Origin of the sequence: Streptomyces sp. 2A115 (assembly GCF_052245575.1) — a bacterium.
In the GTDB taxonomy this organism is placed as follows: Bacteria; Actinomycetota; Actinomycetes; order Streptomycetales; family Streptomycetaceae; genus Streptomyces.
The window spans coordinates 41,737-65,016 of the sequence record NZ_JBQQCG010000055.1 but is presented as its reverse complement, the minus strand read 5'-3'; the positions used below and the strand labels follow the sequence as shown (position 1 = coordinate 65,016).

The following is a 23,280-nucleotide window of genomic DNA, read 5'->3' as shown; positions in this document are numbered from 1 at the left end:
CGACGGCCCTTGGCAACCTGCCGGGGCGACGGGCGTGGTGCGCGGCGCCCGGCGCGCGCACGGGCAGGGCGCCGCGCTCCACGCCGCGCCTCTCGCGGCCCGACCCATGACGCCCTGCCCTGCCCTGTCCCGTCTGCCCTGTCCCTGCGACCGACGCCGGCCGTGGTCAGGCTCCCGCCACCGCGCTACCCGCCAGCCTCCGTCGGCTCAGACGGCCGGCAGCGCGTACAGCCGCTTGGCGTGCATCGCGGCCAGCCGCTTGCCCGCCGGGACCACGTACCACTTCTGGCTCTCACCGGTGTTGTCGTTGTACGTCCAGCGCAACTTCCCGGTCGCCGCGTCGAAGGCGTGCACGCCGCCGTTCTTGTCGTGCTCGGTCGCGCCGTACACCGTGCCGCCCACCTTGGCGAACTGCCACGCCTCCGCGGCCTTGCCCACCAGGTCCTTGTTGTGCCAGATCTGCTTGCCGGTTCCGGGGTCCACCGCCCACATGCCGAACGCGCTGTCGGAGGCGTAGAGAACCCCGTCCAGGACCTGCGGATCGTTGAACCAGGTGGCCTTCTCATTCGCCAGCGACCAGCGCTCCGTGCCCGAGGCCAGCGCGAACGCCCGCAACCGCTGCCCGTCCGGCACGATCAACAGGTCCTCGTGCACGGCGAAGCGGTAGTAGTTGGACCTGCCGATCTTCTTCGTCCAGAGCTGCCGGCCCGTCGTCGTGTCGCGGACGGTCACGTTCTTCCGGAAATCGGTGTACGCGAGGCGCCCGCCGACGACCGCGGCGGTGATGCCGAACTCCTCGGTCCCCGTGTCCCGCTTCTCACGCCAGGTGATCTTGCCGGAGGTGGTGTCGATCGCGGCGATCACGTTGGTCGGCGACGAGAGGTCCTCCTCCAGGATTCCGGCGAGGACGTAGACGTGGCGGTCGTCGGCCGCGATGGGGCGCGGCTGCTCGTACTCCTTGCCCAGGCGGCTGCGCCAGGTCTCCTTGCCCGTGGCCGGATCGAGGCCCACCACGTCGCCGTCGTACTCGGCGCCGGCGAGATAGAGCGTCCCGCCGCCGATGATCAGCTTGGCGCCTGGAATGGTGACGCCCGGCCGTGACCACTTCTCCTTGCCGCTGACGGCGTCACGCCCCACCAGCGGGTCGCCCGACACCACGACTGTGTCGCCGATGACCGCGAGCGCGTGGATCCCGGCCAGGTTGTCGTTGGCTGTCTTCTGCTGCCACAGCGGCTTGGGCGCGGTGCCCGGGGGCGGGGTGCTGAAGGTGTCGCCGCCCTTGTCGGCGTCACCACCCTTGCCTCCGCCGGGAGTTGGGCCGCCGGCCGACGCGCCCGTTTCCTCTTCGGGGGTGCACCCCCATGCGCCTGCCCCCAGCACGGCCAGCCCCAGCCCCGTCCCGGCCAGCCTGAGCGCCCGCCTGCGTGACACCGCGTGCCCGTCACGTCTGCCCATGTCGGTTCCCCGTCCCCGTTTTCGCCCGAATGTCGCCGACGCCCCCTGGGGACGTCTTGATCGCGGTCAGGCTAGCCGTCGGATTTCGGCCAGTCGTCGGGCGGTACGCAACCGGGACCCGTCCGTGAAACTCCTGTCACACAAGATCAGCGACTCCTGGCAGTCGCGTGAGCGCTGGTGATCTGCCGCGCTTGGTCGCACTCGCGGTCGGCGCCCAGGCGATGGTCACCGGTGCGCGTGTTCCGGCTCCTCCGCCGTCATCCCGGCCTCGCTGCGCCATGTGGTCCTGCCGACCCTCGGCATCGTCGTGCCGCGCCCTCACCACAGTCCGGCGACATCGCAGTCATGCTCGGCCCACCGCTTGGCGATGCGACGTCTGCACACCCTCGGTATGGTTGACGAGACGGCGAAATATGCCAAAACGCATCGCCGACAGCTTCCTGGTCGGCGATGGAACGGATGGCAACCATGCCCGCATCAACTGTCACCCCAGCAGGACGCCCACCGCCTCCAGGGCGGTGCCCCGGGCGCGGACGCGAAGACGCCAAGTGGGGCAGCTGAACGCGCTGTTACCCACCACACCGTGCCTCTCGGCCTGTTCGGCACGCGTGTTGAACTGCTCCCTCCCGAACAGCTCCCGTTTCTCGGGGGTGTTGGCGTACTGACCGCTTTCGAGGGCCTCGACCGCTTTCGAGATCCTCGAGTGGCCGGTGGCGCTGGTCCCGAGGGTCGGACACCAGCTCTCCCACAGCCAGCACAGCCTGGTGCCGCGCGAGTTCGGTGAGGCTCTGGAAGAAGCCTGAGGCCGTCCTCCCCACCTCCCCACTTACCAGGCCGTCGCCGAAGACGCGGACAGCAGCGCCGCGGATCGCAGCGCGGCCGGGTGTTCGCGGAGGCAGCGAAGTATCTGAAGACGCGCTGAGGCCGCCGCGTCGGCGGATGCCCTGCACTGCTGCCTCCCTCCTCCTCCGCGCTCACGTCCTCCCGCCGCCGCCGATCCGACCCAACGGGCACCACGAACCGGGGCCACCGGCCGGACCATGGCGCGCCACGGTCTGGGCACCGGCGCGGCCGGCCGCTGGCTGGGCACACAAGGCAGTTGGACCACCGGCCTAGTCATCGCCGGCGGCGGGCTCGCCGCCCTGGTGCTGTGGAACTGCTCCACTCCCGGGGCCGTGGCACTGGTCCTCGGCATTGTCGTTCTGGTGCCGGCCCTTCTCGGAATCCTCGCCGCGGCCACCGACACAGCGCAGCGGCCGCCCGTCGGCGATCGGCCAGACGTCCGCCCCGGCTGATGCGCACGGCGCGCGCCGGGGCTCTCCTCAGGACGTACGTCACACCAACCGCCAGGAAAGGAGCCTGAGATGGGGCTGACCAAGAGACAGGGGCGGGCGGCGGAACCTCCCGGCGAAGAACAGTGGTAGCGGTCGGCCCGGCGTGGGCCGCACCGACAAACGGACGACACCAGATGGAGAAGCAATGGGCAGCTATGTGAACCTGGCCTACGACTACCCGGTCCTGGGGGCCTTCTGGACGGTCATGTGGATCTTCCTGTGGGTGATGTGGGTCTTCCTGCTCTTCCGTGTGATCGTCGACCTCTTCCGCGACGACTCCCTGAGCGGATGGGCCAAGACGGGATGGCTGGTCTTCACGATCGTCCTTCCGTTCCTGGGCGTGTTCGTCTATGTCATCGCCAGGGGCAAGGGCATGGGCAGGCGTGAACAAGAGCACGTCAGGGCCAAGCTGGAGGCGACGGACCGGTATGTCCGCGAGGCCGTCGGTGCCGCCGGCCCCGCCAGCGAGGCGGACCAACTGGCCAAGCTCTCGGAGGTCAGGGCCCGGGGCGACATCTCCGATGAGGAGTTCCGCCGGGCCAAGGAGAGGGTCCTCCTCCACCACTGACTCCGTCCGACGCGGAGAAAACGGCCGGCCTGCGGGTTCAGCTGTGCCGGGGGAGGAGAACGGTCCCACGGCCGCTCGTGTTCCTCTCTCGGGACGGCGATCTCGTCCCGCACCGCGTTCTTCCACCTGGCCACCGGTGACACGCGCAGAGGCTCCGGCCCGGAAGGGGGCAGAGCCTCTGTGGGCGCGTTCACGGGCCGTGCGGTCCTGATCGCCAACCGGTCATGTTCCGGACGAGACCTCAGTCTTCTCCTCCGAGGTCAGGTCTTTCCGCTCGGCCGCCTCGAGTGCCTTGTTGCGGCGGACGGACGACAGGAAGGATGCCGCGATCAGGATGACGCCGACCAGGCCGGTGATGATCTCGCTGATCTCGTACTGGATGGTGATCAGCAGGATCGAGGCGAGGGCACCGATCGCGTAGTGCGCGCCGTGCTCCAGGTAGACGTAGTCGTCGAGGGTGCCCTGGCGGACCAGATAGACGGTCAGGGACCGGACGTACATGGCGCCGATACCCAGGCCGAGCGCCATCCAGAAGATGTGGTTGGTGATGGCGAAGGCGCCGATCACACCGTCGAAGGAGAAGGACGCGTCCAGGACCTCCAGGTAGAGGAAGAGGAAGAACGCCGCCTTGCCGGCGAGGGCGGCCACCGAGACCGGCTTGCCCTCGGCCTTGGCCCTTTCTTCCTCCTCGTGTTCATGCTCCTCCTCCTCTTCGAGCTTGTCCTCGAAGTATCCGGAGAGGCCGCCCACGACCAGATACGTGATGAGGCCGGCGATTCCGGAGAGCAGCACCGTGGCGGCTTTGTCCGCATGGCCCGTGCTGACATGCGCGTGGGTGGCGAAGGTCAGCGCCGAGGCCAGCAACACGCTGAGCGCGATGCAGGCCGACAGCATGTCGACCTTGCCGAGCCTGGCCAGCGGGCGCTCCAGCCGGCCGAGCCACTTGATGTCGCGGTCCTCGAAGATGAAATCGAGGAAGATCATCAGCAGGAACATCCCGCCGAACGCCGCGATGGCGGGGTGGGCGTCGGTGACCAGGTCCTCGTACCGGCCCGGTTCGTCGATGGCGAGCTCGACCGCCTCGATGGGACCGACCTTCGCGCTGATGGCGACGATCACGACCGGGAAGACCAGCCGCATGCCGAACACCGCGATCAGAATGCCGACGGTGAGGAAGAGCCTCTGCCAGAAGGCGTTCATCTTCTTCAGGATTCCGGCGTTGACCACCGCGTTGTCGAAGGACAGCGAGATCTCCAGGATCGACAGGATCAGTACGATCCCGAACGCCTCCCACCCCCACTGCCACGCGGCGAAGGCGAGGCCGACCGCCGTGACGGCGAACGACCAGCCGAATGTCCTGAAGATCATCCTTGGGCCTTCACGGCGAGGACCGGACAACCGACTCCCAGCAGGATCTGCTGCGCGGCTGAGCCCATGATCAGCTTGCCGACCGCGCTTCGGCGCCGCAGACCGATCACCACCAGGGACACGTCCGCCTGCTCCGCCAGCTCGATGATCTCCTCGGCGGCATCCCCCGCGCCGAGCACCTGGCGGATGTCGAACTCGATCCCCAACGCGGCCAGGTCCTCGCGGACATGAGCGAGATCGGGCTCCTGCGCGAAGCGCGGATCCACATAGGCGTCACCCCGCGTGGTGTTCACCACCAGCATCTTCTCGCCGCGCAGGCGGGCCTCGTCGATTCCCGCGCGCAGCGCGGCCTCACCCTCGGGCGTGGGTACGTATCCGACCAGTACGGTCATGTCTGCTCTCCCTCCCAGGCACTCTCAGGCACTTCGCTCACCTCTCAGGCACTTCGCTCACGCAATGGACGTACGACGAACCGCCGCACCAGCGGCCAGACGAGCACCAGCACGATCACCGTGTAGACCGCGTAGGACACCGGTCCGCCCACCAGCCCCGACAGTTCGCCGCCCGACAGCTGCAGGGAGCGCCGTCCCTGCAGTTCGGCCCGCGGGCCGAGGATGACGCCGATGATCAGCGGCAGTATCGGCAGTCCGAACCGCCGCATGGCGAAGCCGAGGAGTCCCAGCAACAGCAGCAGGAACAGGTCCAGGGGCTGTGCGTTGACGGCGTACGCACCCATGGACGCGAAGAACAGGATTCCCGCGTACAGATAGGGGCGCTGAATCTGCAGCAGTTTCGCCCAGGTCGGCGCCAGCGGAAGGTTCAGCAGGAGCAACATCAGGTTGCCGATGAACAGGCTGGCGATCAGCACCCAGACCAGGCTCGCCTCCCGCTCGAACAGCAGCGGGCCGGGCTGGATGCCGTACGACTGGAACGCCGCCAGCATGACCGCGGCGGTCGCGTTCGTCGGCAGCCCGATGGCCAGCATCGGGACCAGCGTGCCCGCCGCGGAGGCGTTGTTCGCCGCCTCCGGACCGGCCACACCCTCGATCGCGCCCTTGCCGAACTCCTCCGGGTGCTTGGTCAGCCGCTTCTCCGTCGCGTACGACAGGAAGGTCGGGATCTCCGCACCGCCGGCCGGGAGCGCACCGAACGGGAAACCGAACGCCGTACCCCGCAGCCAGGGCTTCCAGGACCGCTTCCAGTCCTTCTTGCCCATCCACGGCCTGCCGACCGGGATGACCTCGACGGGCTTGCGCCGCAGATGCGCGGCCACCCACAGCGCCTCGCCGACGGCGAAGATGGCGACGGCGACGACGACCACGTCGATCCCGTCGGCCAGCTGGGGGATGCCCAGGGTGAGCCGCTGCTGTCCGGACACCGTGTCGATGCCGACCAGGCCGATCGTCAGACCCAGCAGCAGCGATATCAGGCCCCGGATGCGTGACGCGCCCAGCACCGACGTGACCGCGATGAAGGAGAGCAGCATCAGGGCGAAGTAGTCCGGCGCACCCAGGCTGATCGCGAAGTCCACCACGATCGGGGTGACGAGCACCAGCAGCAGCGTGCCGATCGTGCCCGCCACGAAGGAACCGATCGCGGCGGTGGCGAGCGCCTGCGCCGCCCGGCCGGCCTTGGCCATCTTGTTGCCCTCGATGGCCGTCACCACCGAGGAGGACTCCCCGGGGGTGTTCAGCAGGATGGAGGTGGTCGATCCGCCGTACATGCCGCCGTAGAAGATGCCGGCGAACATGATGAACGCCTGTACCGGCTCCATCCCGTAGGTGATCGGCAGCAGCAGTGCCACGGTCATCGCCGGGCCGATGCCCGGCAGCACACCCACCGCGGTGCCGACCAGGACGCCGATCAGCGCCAGCAGCAGGTTCATCGGGGCGATGACGTCCTCGAAGCCCTGCATGAGGTTGTTCAGGTTGTCCATCACAGGATTCCTTGCAGCACACCGGCCGGGAGGTTCACACCGAGCCCGATCGCGAAGGCGTAGAACGTGGTGAGGGACATCGTCACCGCGATCAGCAGATTGCGTATGTAGTGCCGGTTGCCGAGGGCGAAGGCCGTTCCCCAGAACAGCAGTGCGCCGCTTATCACCCAGCCGAGCCGTTCGATCAGCACCGCGTTCACCACGAACGCGCCGATCAGCAACAGGACCGTGCGCCAGTCGGTGCCCTGCGACAGGTCGACGTCCTCGCCGGCCTCCGGCTCACCGTGGCCGCCCCGGGCCACATCGACCGCGTACAGCACCGCGACCACCAGGAGCAGTACGCCCAGGAGTACGGGCACCGCGCGCGGTCCCACCGGGTCGGTGCTGCTGGTGATGTCCGGGATCCCGAGCCCGTCCACGATCACCGCGGTGCCCAGCAGGGCGAGGAACGCGCACACACCGTACTGTGCGCGGTCCTTGCCCTGCTGCGGACGGGCGTCCTCGACGCTCCGTTCGTCGATCCCGGAGCTCATGCCAGCCCGAGCTCTGCCAGCAGGTCGGCGACGGACTTGTCCTGCTCCTCCAGGTAGGAGCCGAACTCGTCACCGGTGACGAAGGCGTCCGCCCAGCCGCGCTTGGTCAGCTCGGCCTTCCACTGCTCCGAGTCGTGCATCTTGGTCAGGCTGTCGATCCAGGTCTTCTTCTGCGCGTCGGTGATCCCGGGAGGAGCGACGATGCCGCGCCAGTTGGTGAAGACCAGGTCGATCCCGGAGTCCTTCAGCGTGGGGGCGTCCTTCACCGCGTCGATCGGCTTCTCGCTGGTCACCGCCAGCACTCGCACCTGTCCCGCCTCGATCTGGTCGAGGAACTCGCCGAATCCGCTGGCACCGAAGGCGACCTTGTTGCCCAGGATGGCGGGCAGCAGCTCGCCGCCGCCGTCGTAGCCGACGTAGTTGACCTTCTTCGGTTCGATGCCGACGGCCTCGGCCAGCTGCATCGGAAGCAGATGGTCCGGGCCACCCGGCGACGAGCCACCGCCCACGGCCACCTTCTTGGGGTCCTTCTTCCACGCGGTGACGAGGTCGTCGATCGTCTTGTACGGGGAGTCCTTCGACACGACGATCGCGCCGGCCTCCTCGATCAGCTTGGCGATCGGCGTGGTGTCGGTCAGCGTCGCCGCCGACTTCGAGGTGTACGCGGCACCGACCACGCCCAGCCCCATCTGCATGGCGAGCTTGCCGTTGCCCTTCTCGTTCACCAGACGCTGCAGGCCCACGGTGCCGCCGGCGCCGGGCAGGTTGTACACCTGGACCCCGGACGCGACCTTGCTGTCCTGCATCACCTGGGCGACGGTCCGGGCGGTGACGTCGTAGCCGCTGCCCGGGGTGTTGGGCACCATCATCCGAAGACCGGTGACGGGCTTGTCGCCTCCGCTTCCGCCCCCCGATTCCTCCTTCTCCGCGGTGGCGCCGCAGGCGCTCACGGCGACCATCGACACAGTGGCAAGAGCTCCGAGAAGTGCGGCTCTGCGAGTTCTCATGGCTCATCTCTTTCGCTTGGGCGAGTCCGGCGCCATGATTGTGCGGTTCCGCGGACAGCCCGTCTGCCTTGTGTGAGCATTGAAGGTTGAGTTCATAGTGGTCGTTACGTCACGCCGCCACACACTCGCCGGTGAGCTGCTGGTATTGCAGCTCGCCGTCGTTGTGCTGGTGCTGGTCGCGGTCGCCGCGGTCTCGCTGGCGCAGTCGGGTGCGACGTTCGATCGGGTCGAGGGACGCCGGGTCACCGCCCTCGCCGAGGAGATGGCCGGAAACCCACTGTTGCGCAGCCAGCTCCGCCATCCCGCGCCCGCCGAGACCCTCGCGCCGCTGTTGCAGACCAAGCTGACCCAGTCGAACGTCACCTCCGTCACGGTCGCCGACGCCGCCGGTGAGATCGTCGCCGCCACCAATCCCACCCTGGTCGGGACGCGGCTGCCGGTCGACGGGCCCAGCGTCGCGCTGGCGCGCGGCTGGTCGGGGGAGCTGCCGGTGGACGGGGTCCGTGAACTGGTGGCCCAGGTCCCGGTGCTCGCGGACAACGACAACCACGTCGGCGAGCACATCGGCACGGTCATGATCGGACGGGTCTCGCCTACCGTCTGGCAGCGGCTGAACGGCGCCTCGTCGTATCTGCTCGCCTACCTCGGCATCGCGAGCGTGCTGGGGGGCGCCGGATCCTGGCTGCTGGCCCGGCGGATCAAACGCCAGACCTTCGGGCTGGAACCCCGTGAGATCGCGGGCCTCGCCGAGCACCGCGAGGCGATGCTGTTCGGGATCGCCGAGGGCGTGATCGCGCTCGACCCGCAGCTGCGGCTCACGCTGGTGAACGAGGTCGGCCGCAAACTGCTCGACCTTCCCGAGGACTGCGTCGGGATGAGCCTGGCCGACCTTGGGATCGGGGGCAGGCTGTACGACGTACTGGCCGCGACCGGCGGTGAGCACGGCGCCGAACACGGAGCTGAGCGCGGAGCCGAATTCGGTACGGAGCGGCGCGACGAGGTGGTCGTACGCCGGGGCCGGGTGCTGGTGATGAACCGGATGGACGTCACCAAGGACGGCCGCCGGCTGGGCTCGGTGACCACCCTGCGGGACCGTACCGAGCTGGCCCAACTCGAACGCGAACTGGGCTCGTTCCGCAGCAGCACCGAACTGCTGCGGGCGCAGGCCCACGAGTTCTCCAACCAGCTGCACACCATCTCCGGGCTCATCCAGATCGGCGAGCACGACGAGGTCGTACGCTACGTCCGTGCCCTGCGGAAACACCGTGAGTCGCTCGATCTGACCCTCACCAGCCGGGTCCGCGACCGGGCCGTCGCCGCGCTGCTCATGGCCAAGTCCGCGCTCGCGGCGGAGCGCAGGGTCCAGCTGCGCATCTCGGAGCTCACGGCCCTGGACCGCCTGGAGCCGATGGACTCCGCGGACGTGGCGACGGTGCTCGGCAATCTCGTCGACAATGCCCTCGACGCCGCTGCGGCCGCCGACCACGAAAACGATGCCTGGGTGGAGGTCGAGCTGCGCCAGGACGCATCAAGTGTGGAGATCGTGGTGCGTGACTCGGGCCCGGGCGTGGCTCCCGAGCTCGCGCAGGAGGTGTTCTCCCGCGGCTTCACCACAAAGGCCGCGCAGGGCGGCGACCGGGGCATCGGCCTGGCGCTCACCCGGCTGGTCTGCACACGCAGAGGTGGCGAGGTGTCGGTGTCCAACACACAGCCGGGCGCCATGTTCACCGCCCGGATGTCCGTAGGTCAGCTCACCGATCGGGAGACGGAGGAAGTCCGATGATCGACGTACTGGTTGTCGAGGACGACTTCATGGTGGCGCGGATCCACCGCGGATTCGTCGACGGTGTCGAGGGTTTCCGCGTGGTCGGTTCGGCGGACTGTGGGGAGAAGGCGCTCGCCGCCGCCGCCGAGCTGCAGCCCGACCTGGTTCTGCTCGACCTCTATCTGCCCGACATGTTCGGTCTGGATGTCATACCCCGGCTGCGGACGGCGGCCCATGACTGCGATGTGCTGGTGATCAGTGCCGCCCGCGAGGCAGAGGCGGTCCGGGGTGCCGTCCGCCAGGGCGTGGTCGACTACCTTCTGAAGCCCTTCGACGCCGACGATCTAAAGGACCGGCTGGAGCGGTACAGCGCCCGGCGAGACAATCTGCACGCCGCCACGGTCAGCGGGCAGGCCGATGTGGACCGCGCACTGGGACGGGCGGCGGCACCGACCGTGACGTCCACTCTGCCGAAGGGCATGAGTGTGGAGACCGCGGAACTGGTCCAACGCGCACTGCGCTCGGCTGACGGAACCCTGTCCGCGGCCGAGTGCGCGACGAGGGTCGGCGTCTCGCGCGTCAGCGCGCGCCGCTACCTCGAATACCTGACTGTTACGGGCCAGGCCGAGGTATCGCTGCGCTACGGGCAGGCGGGCCGTCCCGAGCGCCGCTACCACTGGAACGCCTGATGGGTGCTGACGGGCCTCCGGCGAGGTCTTCGTGATTCACCGGCAGTGAGCGGCGGACGCGTGCGTCGGCACGGACTGGTCAATCCGGCTGACCGCCGGCGGGATCGCGCCGCGGCCGGATGTCGTGCGGCCGACCCGCGTGCGGCCGACCCGCGTGCAGCGCGGTCTCACCGCCACCGCCGAGACCTCCGCCTGACGCCGGGCCGGGGACATCAGTCCGAGCTGCGCAGCGCGACCCAGGTCTCGCGGTCCACAACGCCGTCGGCGTTGAGCCCCTTGGCGCTCTGGAAGCTCCGCACCGCGGACTCCGTTTCGGGGCGGAAGGTGCCGTCCACGCCCGAGTTCCCCACTCCGTAGCCGCGCTTCGTCAGCATGCACTGCACTTGCAGCACGCGTTTGCCGCTGTCGCCCTGGCTTGTGCGTCCGTTGCCCGAGTAGTGCGTGCAGTCGGAGATCCAGGGCTGGGCCGCGGGCTCGTCGGAGGGCGGGCTGCTCGGGGACGGAGTGGCGTCGGCGGGGTCGCTGGGCTCGATGCCAGGAGGAGAGGGATCGTTTCCTCGGACGTCGTCCGCGGCGGCGGGGCGGGAGTCCTCAGGGCGTGAGGCGTCGTCGTCGGGGCCGGTGCCGCCGTCGGCGGTCTTGCCGGACGTGTGCGGGGCAGACAGCCCTTCCGAGGTCCCGGGCACCGGTGAGAGGGTGGCATCGCCGGGGACGGTGCCGGTGGCGGTCGACGTCGCACCGGCCTCCGGGGAGGCAGCGCTCGCGGGGGCGTCCTGACGAGCGAGCACGAAGACCACCGCGGCCACCGCGCAGACGGTGATGCCCGCGCTGACGGCCAGCACCGGCTTCTTCCGCGCCCAGGTGCGGCCTCCCGCCGGGCGCGACCGCGCCGGCGGTGTGACGGCGGAAGGGCTTGCCGCCTCCACCGGTGGTCCGAAACCGGGCGGAGCGGGCCGGCTCACCTGCCGGGGCGGGGCCGGTGGCACCGCCTCCGGCCGGTCGTCCGGGGGCCCGTTGTCCGCAGACTGGGCGCCTGTGGACCAGTCGTCCGGAGACTGGTCGTCCGCAGACCGGTCGCCCGGAGACTGGGCGTTCGAGGACGGGCTGTCCGGAGACTGGGCGTTCGAGGACGGGCTGTCCGGAAGCTGGCCGTTCGGGAACTGGGCGTTCGAGGACGGGCTGTCCGGAAACTGGCCGTTCGGGAACTGGGCGTTCGAGGACGGGCTGTCCGGAAACCGGGCGCCCGGAAACTGGCCGTTCGGAAACCGGGCGTCCGAGGGCGGTCCGTCCGGAGACTGGGCGTTCGGAAACCGGGCGTCCGAGGACGGTCCGTCCGGAGACTGGCGGTCCGGAAAGCGGGCGTCCGAGGACTGGCCCTCGGGAGGCCGGAAGCGAGCCCTGCGTTCGACGGGGAGGCGGTGCAGCACCTCGTACGCCCGCTGCCGGGCCAGTACCCTGCCGCCGAGCGGCTCCGGCCAGCTCGACGTCCCGGTGTGGGCCCCGGCCGCGTCGATCAGGTCCTGTGCGGTGGGCCGCCGCTCGGGCTCCTTGGTCAGGCAGGCGGACAGCAGGGAGCCAAGCGCCGCGTCCGCCGCCGAGATCTCACCGAGCAGCTCCGGATCCGGCTCCTCGAACGCCACCCGGTGCATCACGTCGACACCCGTGCCGTCGCCGAACGGAGCACTTCCCGCCGCCGCGTAGACCAGCGTCCCGGCCAGCGAGAACACATCCGACGCCGTGTCGGACTTGCCTGTCCTCAGGTGCTCCGGCGACATGTAGGCCGGAGTTCCCACCCGGTTGCCCGTGCCGGTGATCGCGCTCGCGTCAGCGGCCTTGGAGATGCCGAAGTCGATCACATGCGCGCCCCGGGCGGACAGCAGAACATTGGACGGCTTCAGATCCCGGTGCACGATCCCCGCGGCGGCGAGGTCGGCAAGCGCCCGCCCCAGCTCCGCCACCAGCCGCCAGACCGCGGCGACCTCCAGAGCGCCGTCCTCACGTACGGCAGCCGCCAGATCGAGCCCCGGGAGGTACTCGGTGGCCATCCACAGCAATTCGTCCTGGAACCCCGTGCCGCACAATCTCGGCGTCTGCGGCGTACGGATCCGGGCGTGCACCGACGCCTCACGCTCGAACCGGCGCCGGAACGTGGCGTCGTCCGCGTACTCCGGCCTGATCACCTTCGCCGCGACCAGACCAGGGCTGTCGTCCGCGGGACGTGCCAGAAAGACCCGCCCCATACCGCCGCTGCCGAGCAGTGCGAGCGGTACATAGGGGCCCACGCGGCTCGGGTCGCCGGTGCGCAGGGGCGAGGTGCCGGTCTGCCGCAGCGCGGCAGCCTCACTCTTCGCTAAGTCCGGTGGCACCGGCCGCTGTTCTGACACGGATCCCCCGAAGTGATTTTCGCCGTACGCCAGTTCGCAGTAACGGGAAGACGAGGCTAACCCAGCCCTGGCGCGCGGTCAGGGTTTCGGTCACTTCCGTCACGCGAGTCATTCGGGATGGCTTGTTCCGGTGGTGCGGGAATTCGCGTCGCCGGGCGGCACGCGGGGAACTTCAGCCGACGTACTGCCGTACTTCCTCTGGCGCATGGACAGTTGACGTCCCTTTGTACGCAAGCCTTCCCACGCACTACCGGCAGGTTCCCGACAGCCCCCGACTGTCCCGACGTCCTGTGCCCAAAACCGTTCGGGGCACGCGGCTGAACATGGGTTCTGGCAACAGGACTCACTTCTCAGTCTTTAGAAACGGTAGAAAACGGCTCTGACGGGGCACGATTCTCATACCACTAGGTGCCACCCCGGACCCCGGTGGTGACCGGTGCCGCCGCCGTCCGCGGTCGCACCACCCGCCTTGTCGTCGCCCCCTGGGGAGGAGATCACTGGGGTGGGCCATGAGCATCCAACACCGCACTTTCGAGCTGAATCACCGAGCAGTGGGCCCGACTCTCGTCATCGAGCCGCTGGGCGAACTCGACGCCTGGGCGGAGCTGGAGCTCTGGCCGGGCATCGCGGCACTCCTCGACCGGCCGGCCCCGGACGTCGTCGTCGACCTGCGCCGTGTGACCTTCCTGGACGCCGGCGGCCTGCGGCTCCTCATCAGGATTCAGAAACGGGTCACGAACCACCGGGGCACCCTGCGGCTCGTCCGCTGCGCCCCGGGCGTGTGGCGCGTCCTGCGCATCACCCACCTCGAGGGCGACTTCAGCGTCCTCGACACCCTGCCCGCCCCGCTCGACACGCAGGGGGACCAGAGCGGCGCGGCCTGAGCGCGACCGGCCGACCGAGGAGGAGTGCCGCGAGGTCCTCGCCCGCGCCCTGACCGTGCTGCGGCGGCACCATCCCGGAAGTGACCGTGGCACCTCGCGCACCGGCCTGACCGCCCGCCAGTCGGCCCGCCGCCCGTGCGCGCCTGAATACCGCCTGCGTACGGGCCGCTCAGGCGCCCAGCGGGTCGAGGACCAGCGGCTCGACCTTGCCCTCCAGCATGGCGCCCAGGCCGAGTACCGCACACACCTCGGGCCGCTCGGCGATGTGCACCGGCATGCCGGTCGCCTGCCGCAGCATCTGGTCGAGCCCGGGCAGCAGGGCGCTGCCGCCGACCATCATGATCCCGCGGTCGGCGAGGTCGGCCACGAGGTCCGGCGGGCAGACGCGCAGCACCTTGCCGATGCCGTCGAGCACGGCCGTCAGGGGCGTCTGGATGGCATCGCGCACGGCGGCCGTGTCGACCCGCACGGAACGGGCGAGGCCGGTGGCCACGTCCCGGCCGTGGATCTCGGTGGAGGCGGGGCCGTGCGCGGTGAGCCCGTTCCCGGAGAGGGCGAGCTGCAGCGGCCGTACGTTCTGCGACGGAAGCATCAACTCGTGCTGGTGGCGCAGGTGTTGGACGATCGCGTGGTCGACGGCCTCGCCGCCCACCGGGATGCGTTCGGCGGTGACGATCGAGCCGAGGGACAGCACCGCGACCTGGGTGGCGGCCGCCCCGCACACCATGATCATTGTGGCCTCGGGCTGCTGCACGGGCAGTCCGCAGCCGACGCCGGCGGCGATGAGCGTGTCGACGAGTTCGACGCGCCGCGCCCCCAGTCCCACGAGCGTCTCGATCGCGGCGCGCTGCGCGAGCGGGTCGGCGTCGTGCGGGGTGCAGGCGGCGGCCCGCAGCCGGGGCTTGCGGCGCAGGGTTCGGCGGATCCTGTCGCCGAGCAGTTGGCGCAGCATGCGCTGGGCCATCTCGATGTCGACGACCGTGCCGCCGGAGACGGGCCTCATGACGCGGATGTAGTGGGGCGTACGGCCCGTCATCTTCTCGGCGAACTCGCCGACCGCGATCAGGGCGCCGGTCTTCGTGTTCACCGCGGCGACGCTCGGCTGATCCACGACCAGCCCGGCCCCCTTCACGTACACGCGCGTCCTAGCCGCTCCCAGATCCACGGCGAAGTGACAGCGGCGCAACTGCTCCAGACTGGCGGTCATGGCAGGTCCTCCCGAGAGCGCAGACCGTGGGCCCGCCGGGTGGCGGTCCTCCCTCGCATCGTGCGGGAGCTGACAGGGTGTCGCCTTTTGTGGTGGGCCGGGTGGGGTGCCGCTGGACGGGTGGTCTTGGGCGTCGGGCAGGGCGCGGATGGTCTTGGGCGTCGGGCAGGGCGCGGATGGTCTTGGGCGTCGGGCAGGGCGCGGACGGTCTCGGACGTTGGGCGGGGCCTGGAGCGGCGGAGCCCACGACGTCGTCGTCAGCTCGCGGCCCGCGCACCAGGTGCCGAACTTCGCCGGAGCGGTCCGCTAAAGGGACTTCGCGTCCACGATGCCGCGTACGACACCCAGTTCCACCAAGTCCTGGGGGCGGATGCGGAGTTGGTCGGCCGTGGCGCGTACCTCGTCCGCCGGTCGCTTGAGGATCGCGGCCGCTAGCTCCGGGGCGATGACGGAGAAGTAACTGTCCGGCGTGGCCCAGGTGTTGTCGGGCGCGGCCAGCGCGAGCGCGCCGCCCGAGCCACCCTCGCCGATCAGCAGGGTGGTGATCGGAGTACGGGCGGCGGCCACGGCACCGAACAGCTCCGCGATCGCCGCGCCCGCGCCCTGCCGCTCCGCCTCCGCGTCGTTCGCGGCACCCGGGGTGTCCACCAACGTCAGCACGGGGATGCGGAGTTGGTCGGCAAGGCGGATCAGGCGGGCGGCGGTGCGGTAGCCGGCGGGGCGGGTGGCGGTGCCGGTCTGGGCGGCGTAGGCGATCGTACGGCCGTCGCCGTTGCCGTCGGCGCTCGATCGCTCCCCGAAACCGCAGAGCATTCCGTCGTCGGTGCCGCCGGCGCGGTCGCCGCTGAGGGGTGCGCGATGGGCGAAGTAGGTGTTCAAGTAGGCCTGGGCACACGGCCGTTGGGGAGCACGGGCGTGCTGGACCGCGTCCCAGCCGGTGGTGGGAAGGCTCGTGTCGCCCAGGGCGGGCGGCGGCGGGGCCTCCGCCGTGGAGGGCCGGGTCAGCAGGCGCAGCCAGAGTTCCAGCGCCCCCGGCAACTCCTCCGGAGGAACCACCGCGTCGATCGCGCCCGCCGCGAGCTGGGCCTCCGCCGTGTACGCCGCCGGGTCCGCGTCGGGTGGGCGGACCCGGGAGCCCGCGAAACCCACCTGCGCGCCCGGGAGCGCCAGGATCACGTCGGCGCCCGCCCCGAGGGTGGCCCAGCCGCCGCCCGTCGTCGGGTCCCGCAGTACGGCGATCTGGGGCAGCCCGGCCTCCCGGGTCAGCGTCGACTGCCGTGCGACGCGCTGGAGTTGGACCAGCGCGAGCATGCCCTCCTGCATGCGGCTGCCGCCCGTCGCGACGAGGGAGACGACCGGGAGGCGGTGCTCGCGCGCGTAGGTGTACGCCGCCTCCAGGCGGTCCCCGGTGCGCTCGCCAAGCGACCCGCCGAGGAAGCCGAACTCGAACGAGATCAGCACGGCAGCGGTCCCACCGACGGCCGCCGTGCCGCAGACGACGGACTCCTCCTCGCCGGTGCGGGCGGCGGCGCGGGCGCGTGAGGCGTCGTAACCCTGCCAGGAGAGGCGGCCGTCCGGCCCGTACTCGCCGACGGGGGCGGGGAGTTCGGAGAAGTCCTGGGCGATCAGGCCGATGGCCTCGCGCGCCGTGAGCCGCCGAACGTCAGCCATGGGGCGTCGGTCGTCAGCCATGGGCCGTCGGTCGTCAGTCATGGGCCAGCGCGCGCTTCATGATCTTGCCCATGTCGTTGCGGGGCAGGACGTCGAGGTAGTGGACGACGCGGGGCCGCTTGTGGGGCGCGAGGCTGCGTGCCACGTGATCCGCCAACTGTTCGGCGGGTGGCGGGGATTGGGGATCGGCGGGCACGATCCACGCCACGATCCGCTCACCGAGGTCGGCGTCCGGCTCTCCGGTGACCGCGGCCTCGCGAACGCCGGGGTGTTCCAAAAGCGCGTTCTCGATCTCGCCCGCGCCGATCTTGTAACCGCCGCTCTTGATGAGGTCGGTGGCCTTGCGGCCGACGATGCGCACGTAGCCGTCGGGGTCCCGCACCGCCATGTCGCCGGTGCGGAACCAGCCGTCCTCGGTGAAGGCCGCCGCCGTCGCGTCGGGACGGTTCAGGTACTCGGTGAAGAGGTTCGGGCCCCGGACCTGGATCTCGCCCACACTCTCACCGTCGTACGCCTCGATCGTCGCCCCGTCCTCCTCCGTCAGCCGCACCTCGACGCCCGGCAACGGGACGCCGACCGTCCCCGCGCGCGCCTCCCCGTCCGCCCGGACGCTCGTGTTCATCAGGGTCTCCGTCATCCCGTACCGCTCGATGACCCGCCGCCCGGTCGCCGCCGCGATCCGCTCGTGGTCGTGCACGGGGAGCGCCGCCGAGCCCGACACCAGCAGCCGCGCCCGCGCCAGGGCCTTCGCCAGCGCGGGGTCGTCGGGCAACGCCTCGGCGATCCGGTGGTACATCGTCGGCACCCCGAACAGCATCGTGGCGCCCTCGCTCAACTCCCTTGCCACGCCCGCCGTTTCGAACCGTCCGAGATGCCGGACCGAGCCGCCGCGCCGCAGCGGGCCGAGGATGCCGAGGATCAGGCCGTGCACGTGGAAGAGGGGGAGGGCGTGCACGAGTACGTCCTCGCCGGTCCACTGCCAGGCGTCCGCGAGGGCGTCCAGGGTGGTGGCGATGGCCCGGCGGGGGAGGACGGCGCCCTTCGGGGGGCCGGTGGTGCCGGAGGTGTAGACGACGAGGGCGGGGGCTTCGGGGGCGGGCTCGGTGGGCAGTGTGGGGGCGGTGGCCGCGCGGGGCGCGCTCGTGGCGCGTACGTCGATGTCGACGCGCTCCAACCTGCTGAGGCCGGGCGGGAGTTGAACGCCCGGCGCCGTGAGTACGAGCGACGGCGCGCTGTCCGCCACGATGTGTCCCAGCTCGCTCTCGCCCGACTTCGGGTTGAGCGGTACGGCGGGCACGCCGGCCAGCAGCGCGGCGACCACGGCGACGGCGGTCTCCAGAGTGGGGGTGGCCCAGACGGCGACCCGGCCCGCTCCTGTGACGCGCTCGGAGAGTGGGGCGGCCGCGGCCGCGAGTTCGCCGTAGGTCAGGGAGCGGTCGCCGAAGCGCAGGGCGGGCCGGTGCGCAGTGGTGCTGTCCGGGTTCGCCAGGGCCTCGGTCAGGGCCGGGAAGAGAGGGGACACGCGTCGTACTCCTTAGTTGTTCGTCGACGGTCGTTCGCCAACGGTCGTTTGCCAACGGTCGTTTGCCAACGGTCGTTTGCCAACGGTTGTTCGTCGACGGTCGTTTGCCAACGGTTGTTCGCCAACGATTGTTGGCCAACGGCCGTTCGTCGGTCCGGGTGGCGCGGCCGGTGTCACCCCCAGTCGGGTACCACCAGCGCGAGCCACACCACGGCCGGGACCACTGCCACCACGATCCCTCCGTACACCATCAGCTGCCGGAAGAAGCGTTCCCGGTCGACGTCGGGCGCGGCCGCCAGCACCAGCGCGCCGTTCGTCGAGAACGGGCTCACGTCCACCACGGTCGCCGACACCGCGAGCGCCGCGACCATGCCGACCGCCCCGATCTCGCCCTGCGCCAGGAAGGGCATCGCCAGCGGAATCAGTGCCCCCATGATGCCGACGGAGGAGGCGAACGCGGAGACCAGCGCGCCGATGTAGCAGAGCAGTACGGCGGAGAGCAGCGGGACGCCGATGTCGCTGACGCCCTCTCCTGCCCAGTCGATCGTGCCCATCTCGTCCAGGACACCGACGTACGTCAGAACACCGCAGATCAGCAGGACCGTCGGCCAGGCGATCTGGGAGACGGCGTTGCGGCTGTCCTCCGGCCAGCAGGCGCTGAGGAGCACGGCGAGCGTGATGGAGGTGAGCCCGGCGTCCAGGTCGAAGGCGAGCACCGCGACGACCAGGGCCGCGAGGGCGGTGAGGGTGGCGATCCGGGCGGGGTTGAGGCGGGCGGCTTCTGCGCTGGGACCTTGGCTGCGGGGATCTTGGCCGCGGAGATCCTTTTCCTGGGCTGTCCCGGTGCGGGCCGCCTCGGTCTCGGACGACGTGCCTTCGCCGGCCGCGGCCCCGGGAGACGTCGAGCCGACTGCCGCCGTGGCCGTGGCCGTGGACTTCGCCTTCGCCTCCGCGACGACCTCGTCGCGACTCAGCTTCAGCCCTCCGAACAGCACGAACACCACACCCGCGATCACGACGTTGACGACGAGCGAGGCGAGGAAGAGCGCCACCTCGTTGCCGGGCAGGTTCTCGCGCTCGACGATGCCGTTGACGATCGACCCGTAGATGCTGATCGGGGAGAAGCCGCCGCCCTGGGCGCCGTGCACCACCATCGCGCCCATCAGCAGCGGGCTGATCGAGTACCGCGCGGCGAAACTCAGCGCGATCGGCGCCACGATGGCGACGGCGGCGGGACTGACCGCGCCGATGGCGGTGAGCGCCCCCGTCAGCACGAACATCACCCACGGGATCAGCACGACCCGCCCGCGCACCAGCCGGATCGAGGCGTGCACCAGCCAGTCGGTGGTGCCGTTGGCCCGGGCGATCGCGAACAGGTACGTCACGCCGACGAGCACGACGAAGAGGTCTCCGGGGAAACCGGCGAAGATCTTGTCGGCGTCGAGGTCCGCGACGAGTTCGCCGACCCCGAACGCGGCGGCGAAGGCGAGCGCGCCCATGTTGATGGAGCGGGTGGTGGCGATCACGAACACCACGATGAGCACGAGGATCGATATCAGTTCGGCGGACATGCGGGCTCCCGTCTTTGGGTCCCTTGTCGAGTGGATGAGCGGGTGTGTGGACGAGCTGTTGAGTGGCTGATTGGCCAAGTGGCTGAACCACATTGGGTGCCGACGGAAGCGACCGTCAAGGGATGTGACGCAAATTGGTTCAGCCACTTGGCCACTCGACCACTTGTCCACAGAGCCAGTCAGCCGGTCACCCCCCGGTGTTACGCTGCCGCCGCGGGGGACAAACCACGCGAAGAGCGGGCCGAGAAGCGAGTAAGAGCAGGCAAGGGGGACGGGCATGAGCGACGCACTGCGCCCGATGGAGTCCAAACCGCGCCTGTACGAGCAGGTCCTCGACCGCCTGCGCAGGTACGTCGCCGAGGGCGGCCTGGGAGCCGGCGACCGCCTCCCGCCCGAGCGCGACCTGGCGGCCCGCCTCGGTGTCAGCCGCGCCTCAGTGAAGCAGGCCATCGTCGTCCTGGAGGTCCAGGGCCTGGTCGAGGCCCGCCACGGCGGCGGCACCTACCTGGTCCGCGACACCCTCGACGTCGAGCCCGTGGACCAACTCGTCGAACGCCGCCGCCGGCTCCCCGACGTGCTCGACGCGCGCGAGGCGCTTGAGACCAAGCTCGCCGAACTGGCCGCCGAGCGCCGCACCGACGAGGACATCGCCGCCATGGACTCCGCCCTCGCCCGCATGCAGGCCGAGATCGCGGCGGGCGAACACGGAGTGGAGGGTGACCGCCTCTTCCACGCGGCGGTCACGGCGGCGGCCCACAGCGGCATCCTCGCCGAGTTCATGCGCTCCATCGCCGAGCAGATCACCGAGAGCCGCCACGAGTCCCTGCGTCAGCCGAGCCGTCCCACCCGCTCCTTTACCCAGCACCGCGCGATCCTCAACGCGATCGTCGCCCAGCAGCCCCGCCAGGCGGCCGCCGCGATGCGCCGGCACGTACAGACGGTGGCGAAGGTCCGGCTGCTGGACTGGGACCCGGAGGAGAACGACTCGCCGTCGGCCTGACAGGGCCCGTCAGGATCCCCTGCCATGACCGCCGCACCCGCCACCACCCCTTCTCTATCGCCGTCTGTGACTCCGTCTCCCGCGAACGGACGGGAACTGACTCGGCTCCACAGAGCGGTTGGCGCGGTGGCCCCACGGGTGTTGAGTCCGACAGCGTGAGCACTTCGTCCCGTCGTGTTCACGCATCGCTCGCTTGAGCGTCTGAAGGACAACCTCCCTCTGCCCGTTCACGTTCTGCGCGACAGGGGTCGAGAGCCCGCGATGCGCTCGTACGTCCTGGGAGTCACCGCCCGTCGGAGCGAACTGGACGTCCTCGCCGAGGAGTTGACCAAGCAGCTTCAGGAGGTCCAGGTCGAGCGGGACGAACTGGCGATCGCGGAGCGGGTGTTGAACCGCTTGGCCGAGCAGGTCCAGGCCGACGCCGAGGCTGTCGCTTCCGGTATCGGTGAAGGTGGCCGGTCGGGCAGTCCTGCTCATCCCGCACCGCAGCGACGCGGCCGACGAGGGCGCGCTGCCCGGCGACTACCGCAAGATCCTGGCGATCATGCGGGAGGCCCACGGCCCGGTGCGGGTGAGGGCGGTCGGCGAGCGGCTGGGTCTGAACGCCTCGGTGCGCGGCAAGCTGGAGCCGCTGCGGGCGAAGATGACCAAGCTCGCCGATCGCGGCCGGCCGCACAAACGCCCCGACGAGAAGTTCACCGCACGCTCGTAGCCACGCCGCCGAGGGGTGCCTTGAGGACCGTAACCGGCGGGTCCCCGGCGGCAGTCGAGTTTGGTGTGAAGAAAAACAACCCTCTCGCCGGGGGCCCTGACGGCCTTGTTTACACCGCACGCCTGCCGCTGTCGCGTGCGACCCTGAACTGGCTCGCCGGCCTGGTACGCGGCCACCTGAAGAAGATCGGCTCGCGGTGGCCGGCCCTGCCCGCGGGGAAGATCGTCGCCATCGTGCTCGCGGTGCTGCGCTGTGACCAGCGGCCCGGGCGACCTGGCCCTGCGGCAACGGGATACACCGCACCACCGTGACCCGGTGGGTCAGGGAGGTCGCCGTCCTGCTGGCCGCCCGCGCCCCGCGCCTGGACCGCGCCCTGAAGAGATGCCGACCCACTCGGCGATCTCGTGGAGCCGCCGTAGCCACGCCACCAGACGCGCCTGCTCAAGCTGCTCGGGCGCGTAATAGCGGTACCCGGTCTCCGGGTCCACCCGCGCCGGCCGCAGCAACTCCAGCTCGTCGTACAACCGAAGCGCCTTCGGCGACAGTCGGCTCGCCTTGGCGAACGCCCCGATCGTCAGCGTGTCCATGCGATCCCCCTGCGCCCATCTCGCGAGTCGGTCGTTCCTCGTCGTGCCACCGATGCTGGGGCCTCCCCAAAGGGGAAGGTCAATTCCAGGTGGTTCGGTTCCGGTCCGATTGTTAGCCTGCGGGCCGAACCCCTGGAATCGACGTACGGACGAGGAGCCCTTCGTGACACGCAGCACCCGCATCGCGCTCGTCACCTGCCGGGAGGTGCGGGAGACCGGTTACGACCGCGATCTGCCGGTTCTCGCGAAGGCGGTGGAGAAGGCCGGGGCGGAAGCCGTCGTCGTGTGCTGGGACGACCCGGACGTCGAGTGGGGCGGCTTCGATCTCGCCGTCATCCGCTCCACCTGGGACTACAGCTGGCGGGCCGCCGAGTTCGTGGCGTGGGCCGAGCGATGCGGGGCCGCGACGACGTTGGCGAATCCGGCGGAGGTCGTGCGGTGGAACACCGACAAGCGGTACCTGGGGGATCTCGCGGCCGCCGGGGTGCCCGTCGTCGACACGCGCTACCTCGCTCCGGGTGACCCGGTCGACCCGGCGGCCGGTCTGCCCGCCGACCACGAGTACGTCGTCAAGCCCACCTCGGGGGCGGGAGCCCGGTACGCCGCCCGCTACACACCCGATGAGCACGACACGGCCGTACGGCACCTTGAGCGGATGCACGCGGAAGGGCTGACCGCGATGGTCCAGCCGTACATACGGAGCATCGACACGGCGGGCGAACGGGCCCTCCAGTTCGTCGGTGGGCGGTTGCTGCATGCCATACGCAAGGGCGCCGTCCTGGAGCCCGGAACCGCGTACGACGAGGACAAGGTGCCCCATCCGCAGCTCCAGGTCTGGGAGCCGACGCCCGCCGAACTCGCCGTCGCCGAACGGGCGTTGGCCGCCGTGCCGGATGCTCCAGAGCTGCTCTACGCCCGCGTGGACCTGGTGGACGGCGACGACGGGGCACCCCGCGTCATGGAGCTGGAACTGGTCGAGCCGAACCTCTTCCTCTTCCTGCACCCGGCCTCGGCGCCGGTCGTCGCGGAGGCGATCGTCAAGGCCGCCGCCCGGTAAGCATTCAGGCCCGCTCGGTAAGCATCCAGG

General features: G+C 70.3%; 20 protein-coding genes and 1 pseudogene. 9 read left to right on the top strand and 12 right to left on the bottom strand.

Annotation, left to right across the window (positions count from 1 at the left end; genetic code table 11):
* Window positions 1-207: 207 nt before the first annotated feature.
* On the bottom strand, window positions 208-1,455 hold the full coding sequence (locus ACTWQR_RS36380; RefSeq protein ID WP_443231505.1) for an outer membrane protein assembly factor BamB family protein: 1,248 nt from the start codon (window positions 1,453-1,455) through the stop codon (window positions 208-210).
* A 1,040-nt stretch (window positions 1,456-2,495) separates the two neighbouring features.
* Here ACTWQR_RS36380 and ACTWQR_RS36375 point away from each other — a divergent pair.
* Both ACTWQR_RS36375 and ACTWQR_RS36370 read left to right on the top strand, forming a co-directional pair.
* The gene (locus ACTWQR_RS36375; protein WP_443231504.1) at window positions 2,496-2,750 is read left to right on the top strand and encodes a hypothetical protein; all 255 of its coding nucleotides are present in this window, start codon (window positions 2,496-2,498) and stop codon (window positions 2,748-2,750) included.
* A gap of 184 nt (window positions 2,751-2,934) precedes the next feature.
* Entirely contained in the window at window positions 2,935-3,357 is a 423-nt protein-coding gene (locus tag ACTWQR_RS36370) for an SHOCT domain-containing protein (protein ID WP_443231503.1), read from the top strand.
* Window positions 3,358-3,579: 222 nt separating this feature from the next.
* Here ACTWQR_RS36370 and ACTWQR_RS36365 read toward each other — a convergent pair whose 3' ends face one another.
* Genes ACTWQR_RS36365 through ACTWQR_RS36345 form a run of 5 tightly spaced genes read right to left on the bottom strand, consistent with a single transcriptional unit; the run spans window position 3,580 to window position 8,153 of the window.
* Window positions 3,580-4,725, bottom strand: a complete 1,146-nt coding sequence (locus ACTWQR_RS36365) for a DUF475 domain-containing protein (RefSeq protein ID WP_443231502.1) — start codon at window positions 4,723-4,725, stop codon at window positions 3,580-3,582.
* Complete coding sequence (locus ACTWQR_RS36360) at window positions 4,722-5,117, bottom strand: universal stress protein (protein WP_443231501.1); 396 nt, start codon at window positions 5,115-5,117, stop codon at window positions 4,722-4,724. Before ACTWQR_RS36360 ends, ACTWQR_RS36365 begins: the two co-directional genes overlap by 4 nt.
* Window positions 5,118-5,161: 44 nt before the next feature.
* Window positions 5,162-6,661, bottom strand: a complete 1,500-nt coding sequence (locus ACTWQR_RS36355) for a tripartite tricarboxylate transporter permease (RefSeq protein ID WP_443231500.1) — start codon at window positions 6,659-6,661, stop codon at window positions 5,162-5,164.
* Window positions 6,661-7,194: a tripartite tricarboxylate transporter TctB family protein gene (locus ACTWQR_RS36350; protein ID WP_443231499.1), complete on the bottom strand. Its 534-nt coding sequence runs from the start codon at window positions 7,192-7,194 to the stop codon at window positions 6,661-6,663. Before ACTWQR_RS36350 ends, ACTWQR_RS36355 begins: the two co-directional genes overlap by 1 nt.
* On the bottom strand, window positions 7,191-8,153 hold the full coding sequence (locus ACTWQR_RS36345) for a Bug family tripartite tricarboxylate transporter substrate binding protein (protein ID WP_443231519.1): 963 nt from the start codon (window positions 8,151-8,153) through the stop codon (window positions 7,191-7,193). The genes ACTWQR_RS36350 and ACTWQR_RS36345 overlap by 4 nt, the downstream gene beginning before the upstream one ends.
* Before the next feature lie 145 nt (window positions 8,154-8,298).
* Between ACTWQR_RS36345 and ACTWQR_RS36340 the strand changes: the two genes are divergently transcribed.
* Together ACTWQR_RS36340 and ACTWQR_RS36335 are read left to right on the top strand one after the other, a co-directional pair.
* Window positions 8,299-9,984: an ATP-binding protein gene (locus ACTWQR_RS36340; protein ID WP_443231498.1), complete on the top strand. Its 1,686-nt coding sequence runs from the start codon at window positions 8,299-8,301 to the stop codon at window positions 9,982-9,984.
* Entirely contained in the window at window positions 9,981-10,655 is a 675-nt protein-coding gene (locus ACTWQR_RS36335) for a response regulator (protein ID WP_443231497.1), read from the top strand. The genes ACTWQR_RS36340 and ACTWQR_RS36335 overlap by 4 nt, the downstream gene beginning before the upstream one ends.
* A gap of 212 nt (window positions 10,656-10,867) precedes the next feature.
* On the opposite strand, the gene ACTWQR_RS36330 is transcribed toward ACTWQR_RS36335, so the two are convergent.
* Window positions 10,868-13,021 (bottom strand): protein kinase domain-containing protein, encoded by a 2,154-nt coding sequence (locus ACTWQR_RS36330; RefSeq protein ID WP_443231496.1) that lies wholly within the window; start codon window positions 13,019-13,021, stop codon window positions 10,868-10,870.
* Window positions 13,022-13,548: 527 nt separating this feature from the next.
* On the opposite strand from ACTWQR_RS36330, the gene ACTWQR_RS36325 reads away from it, so the two are divergent.
* Window positions 13,549-13,923: an STAS domain-containing protein gene (locus ACTWQR_RS36325; protein ID WP_443231495.1), complete on the top strand. Its 375-nt coding sequence runs from the start codon at window positions 13,549-13,551 to the stop codon at window positions 13,921-13,923.
* Between the two features lie 169 nt (window positions 13,924-14,092).
* On the opposite strand, the gene ACTWQR_RS36320 is transcribed toward ACTWQR_RS36325, so the two are convergent.
* The 4 genes from ACTWQR_RS36320 to ACTWQR_RS36305 form a co-directional block, all read right to left on the bottom strand.
* Complete coding sequence (locus tag ACTWQR_RS36320; RefSeq protein ID WP_443231494.1) at window positions 14,093-15,130, bottom strand: rod shape-determining protein; 1,038 nt, start codon at window positions 15,128-15,130, stop codon at window positions 14,093-14,095.
* 306 nt (window positions 15,131-15,436) lie between these two features.
* Window positions 15,437-16,801: a carboxyl transferase domain-containing protein gene (locus ACTWQR_RS36315; RefSeq protein WP_443231493.1), complete on the bottom strand. Its 1,365-nt coding sequence runs from the start codon at window positions 16,799-16,801 to the stop codon at window positions 15,437-15,439.
* A 34-nt stretch (window positions 16,802-16,835) separates the two neighbouring features.
* Complete coding sequence (locus ACTWQR_RS36310) at window positions 16,836-18,323, bottom strand: acyl-CoA synthetase (protein WP_443231492.1); 1,488 nt, start codon at window positions 18,321-18,323, stop codon at window positions 16,836-16,838.
* Window positions 18,324-18,496: 173 nt separating this feature from the next.
* Window positions 18,497-19,894, bottom strand: coding sequence for an SLC13 family permease (locus ACTWQR_RS36305; protein ID WP_443231491.1), 1,398 nt, complete (start codon window positions 19,892-19,894; stop codon window positions 18,497-18,499).
* 277 nt (window positions 19,895-20,171) lie between these two features.
* Here ACTWQR_RS36305 and ACTWQR_RS36300 point away from each other — a divergent pair, with 277 nt between their 5' ends.
* The 3 genes from ACTWQR_RS36300 (at window position 20,172) to ACTWQR_RS36290 (ending at window position 21,917) form a co-directional block, all read left to right on the top strand.
* A complete protein-coding gene (locus ACTWQR_RS36300; protein ID WP_443231490.1) occupies window positions 20,172-20,894 on the top strand; it encodes a FadR/GntR family transcriptional regulator in 723 nt (240 codons plus the stop codon).
* 451 nt (window positions 20,895-21,345) lie between these two features.
* Entirely contained in the window at window positions 21,346-21,606 is a 261-nt protein-coding gene (locus ACTWQR_RS36295; RefSeq protein ID WP_443231489.1) for a hypothetical protein, read from the top strand.
* 65 nt (window positions 21,607-21,671) lie between these two features.
* The gene (locus ACTWQR_RS36290) at window positions 21,672-21,917 is read left to right on the top strand and encodes a hypothetical protein (protein WP_443231488.1); all 246 of its coding nucleotides are present in this window, start codon (window positions 21,672-21,674) and stop codon (window positions 21,915-21,917) included.
* A 96-nt stretch (window positions 21,918-22,013) separates the two neighbouring features.
* Here the strand turns inward: ACTWQR_RS36290 and ACTWQR_RS36285 are convergent.
* Window positions 22,014-22,193 (bottom strand): annotated as a pseudogene (locus ACTWQR_RS36285) (MerR family transcriptional regulator); the annotation flags it as partial.
* A gap of 163 nt (window positions 22,194-22,356) precedes the next feature.
* Between ACTWQR_RS36285 and ACTWQR_RS36280 the strand changes: the two are divergent.
* Entirely contained in the window at window positions 22,357-23,250 is an 894-nt protein-coding gene (locus ACTWQR_RS36280) for an ATP-grasp domain-containing protein (RefSeq protein ID WP_443231487.1), read from the top strand.
* The last annotated feature ends 30 nt before the right edge of the window (window positions 23,251-23,280 follow it).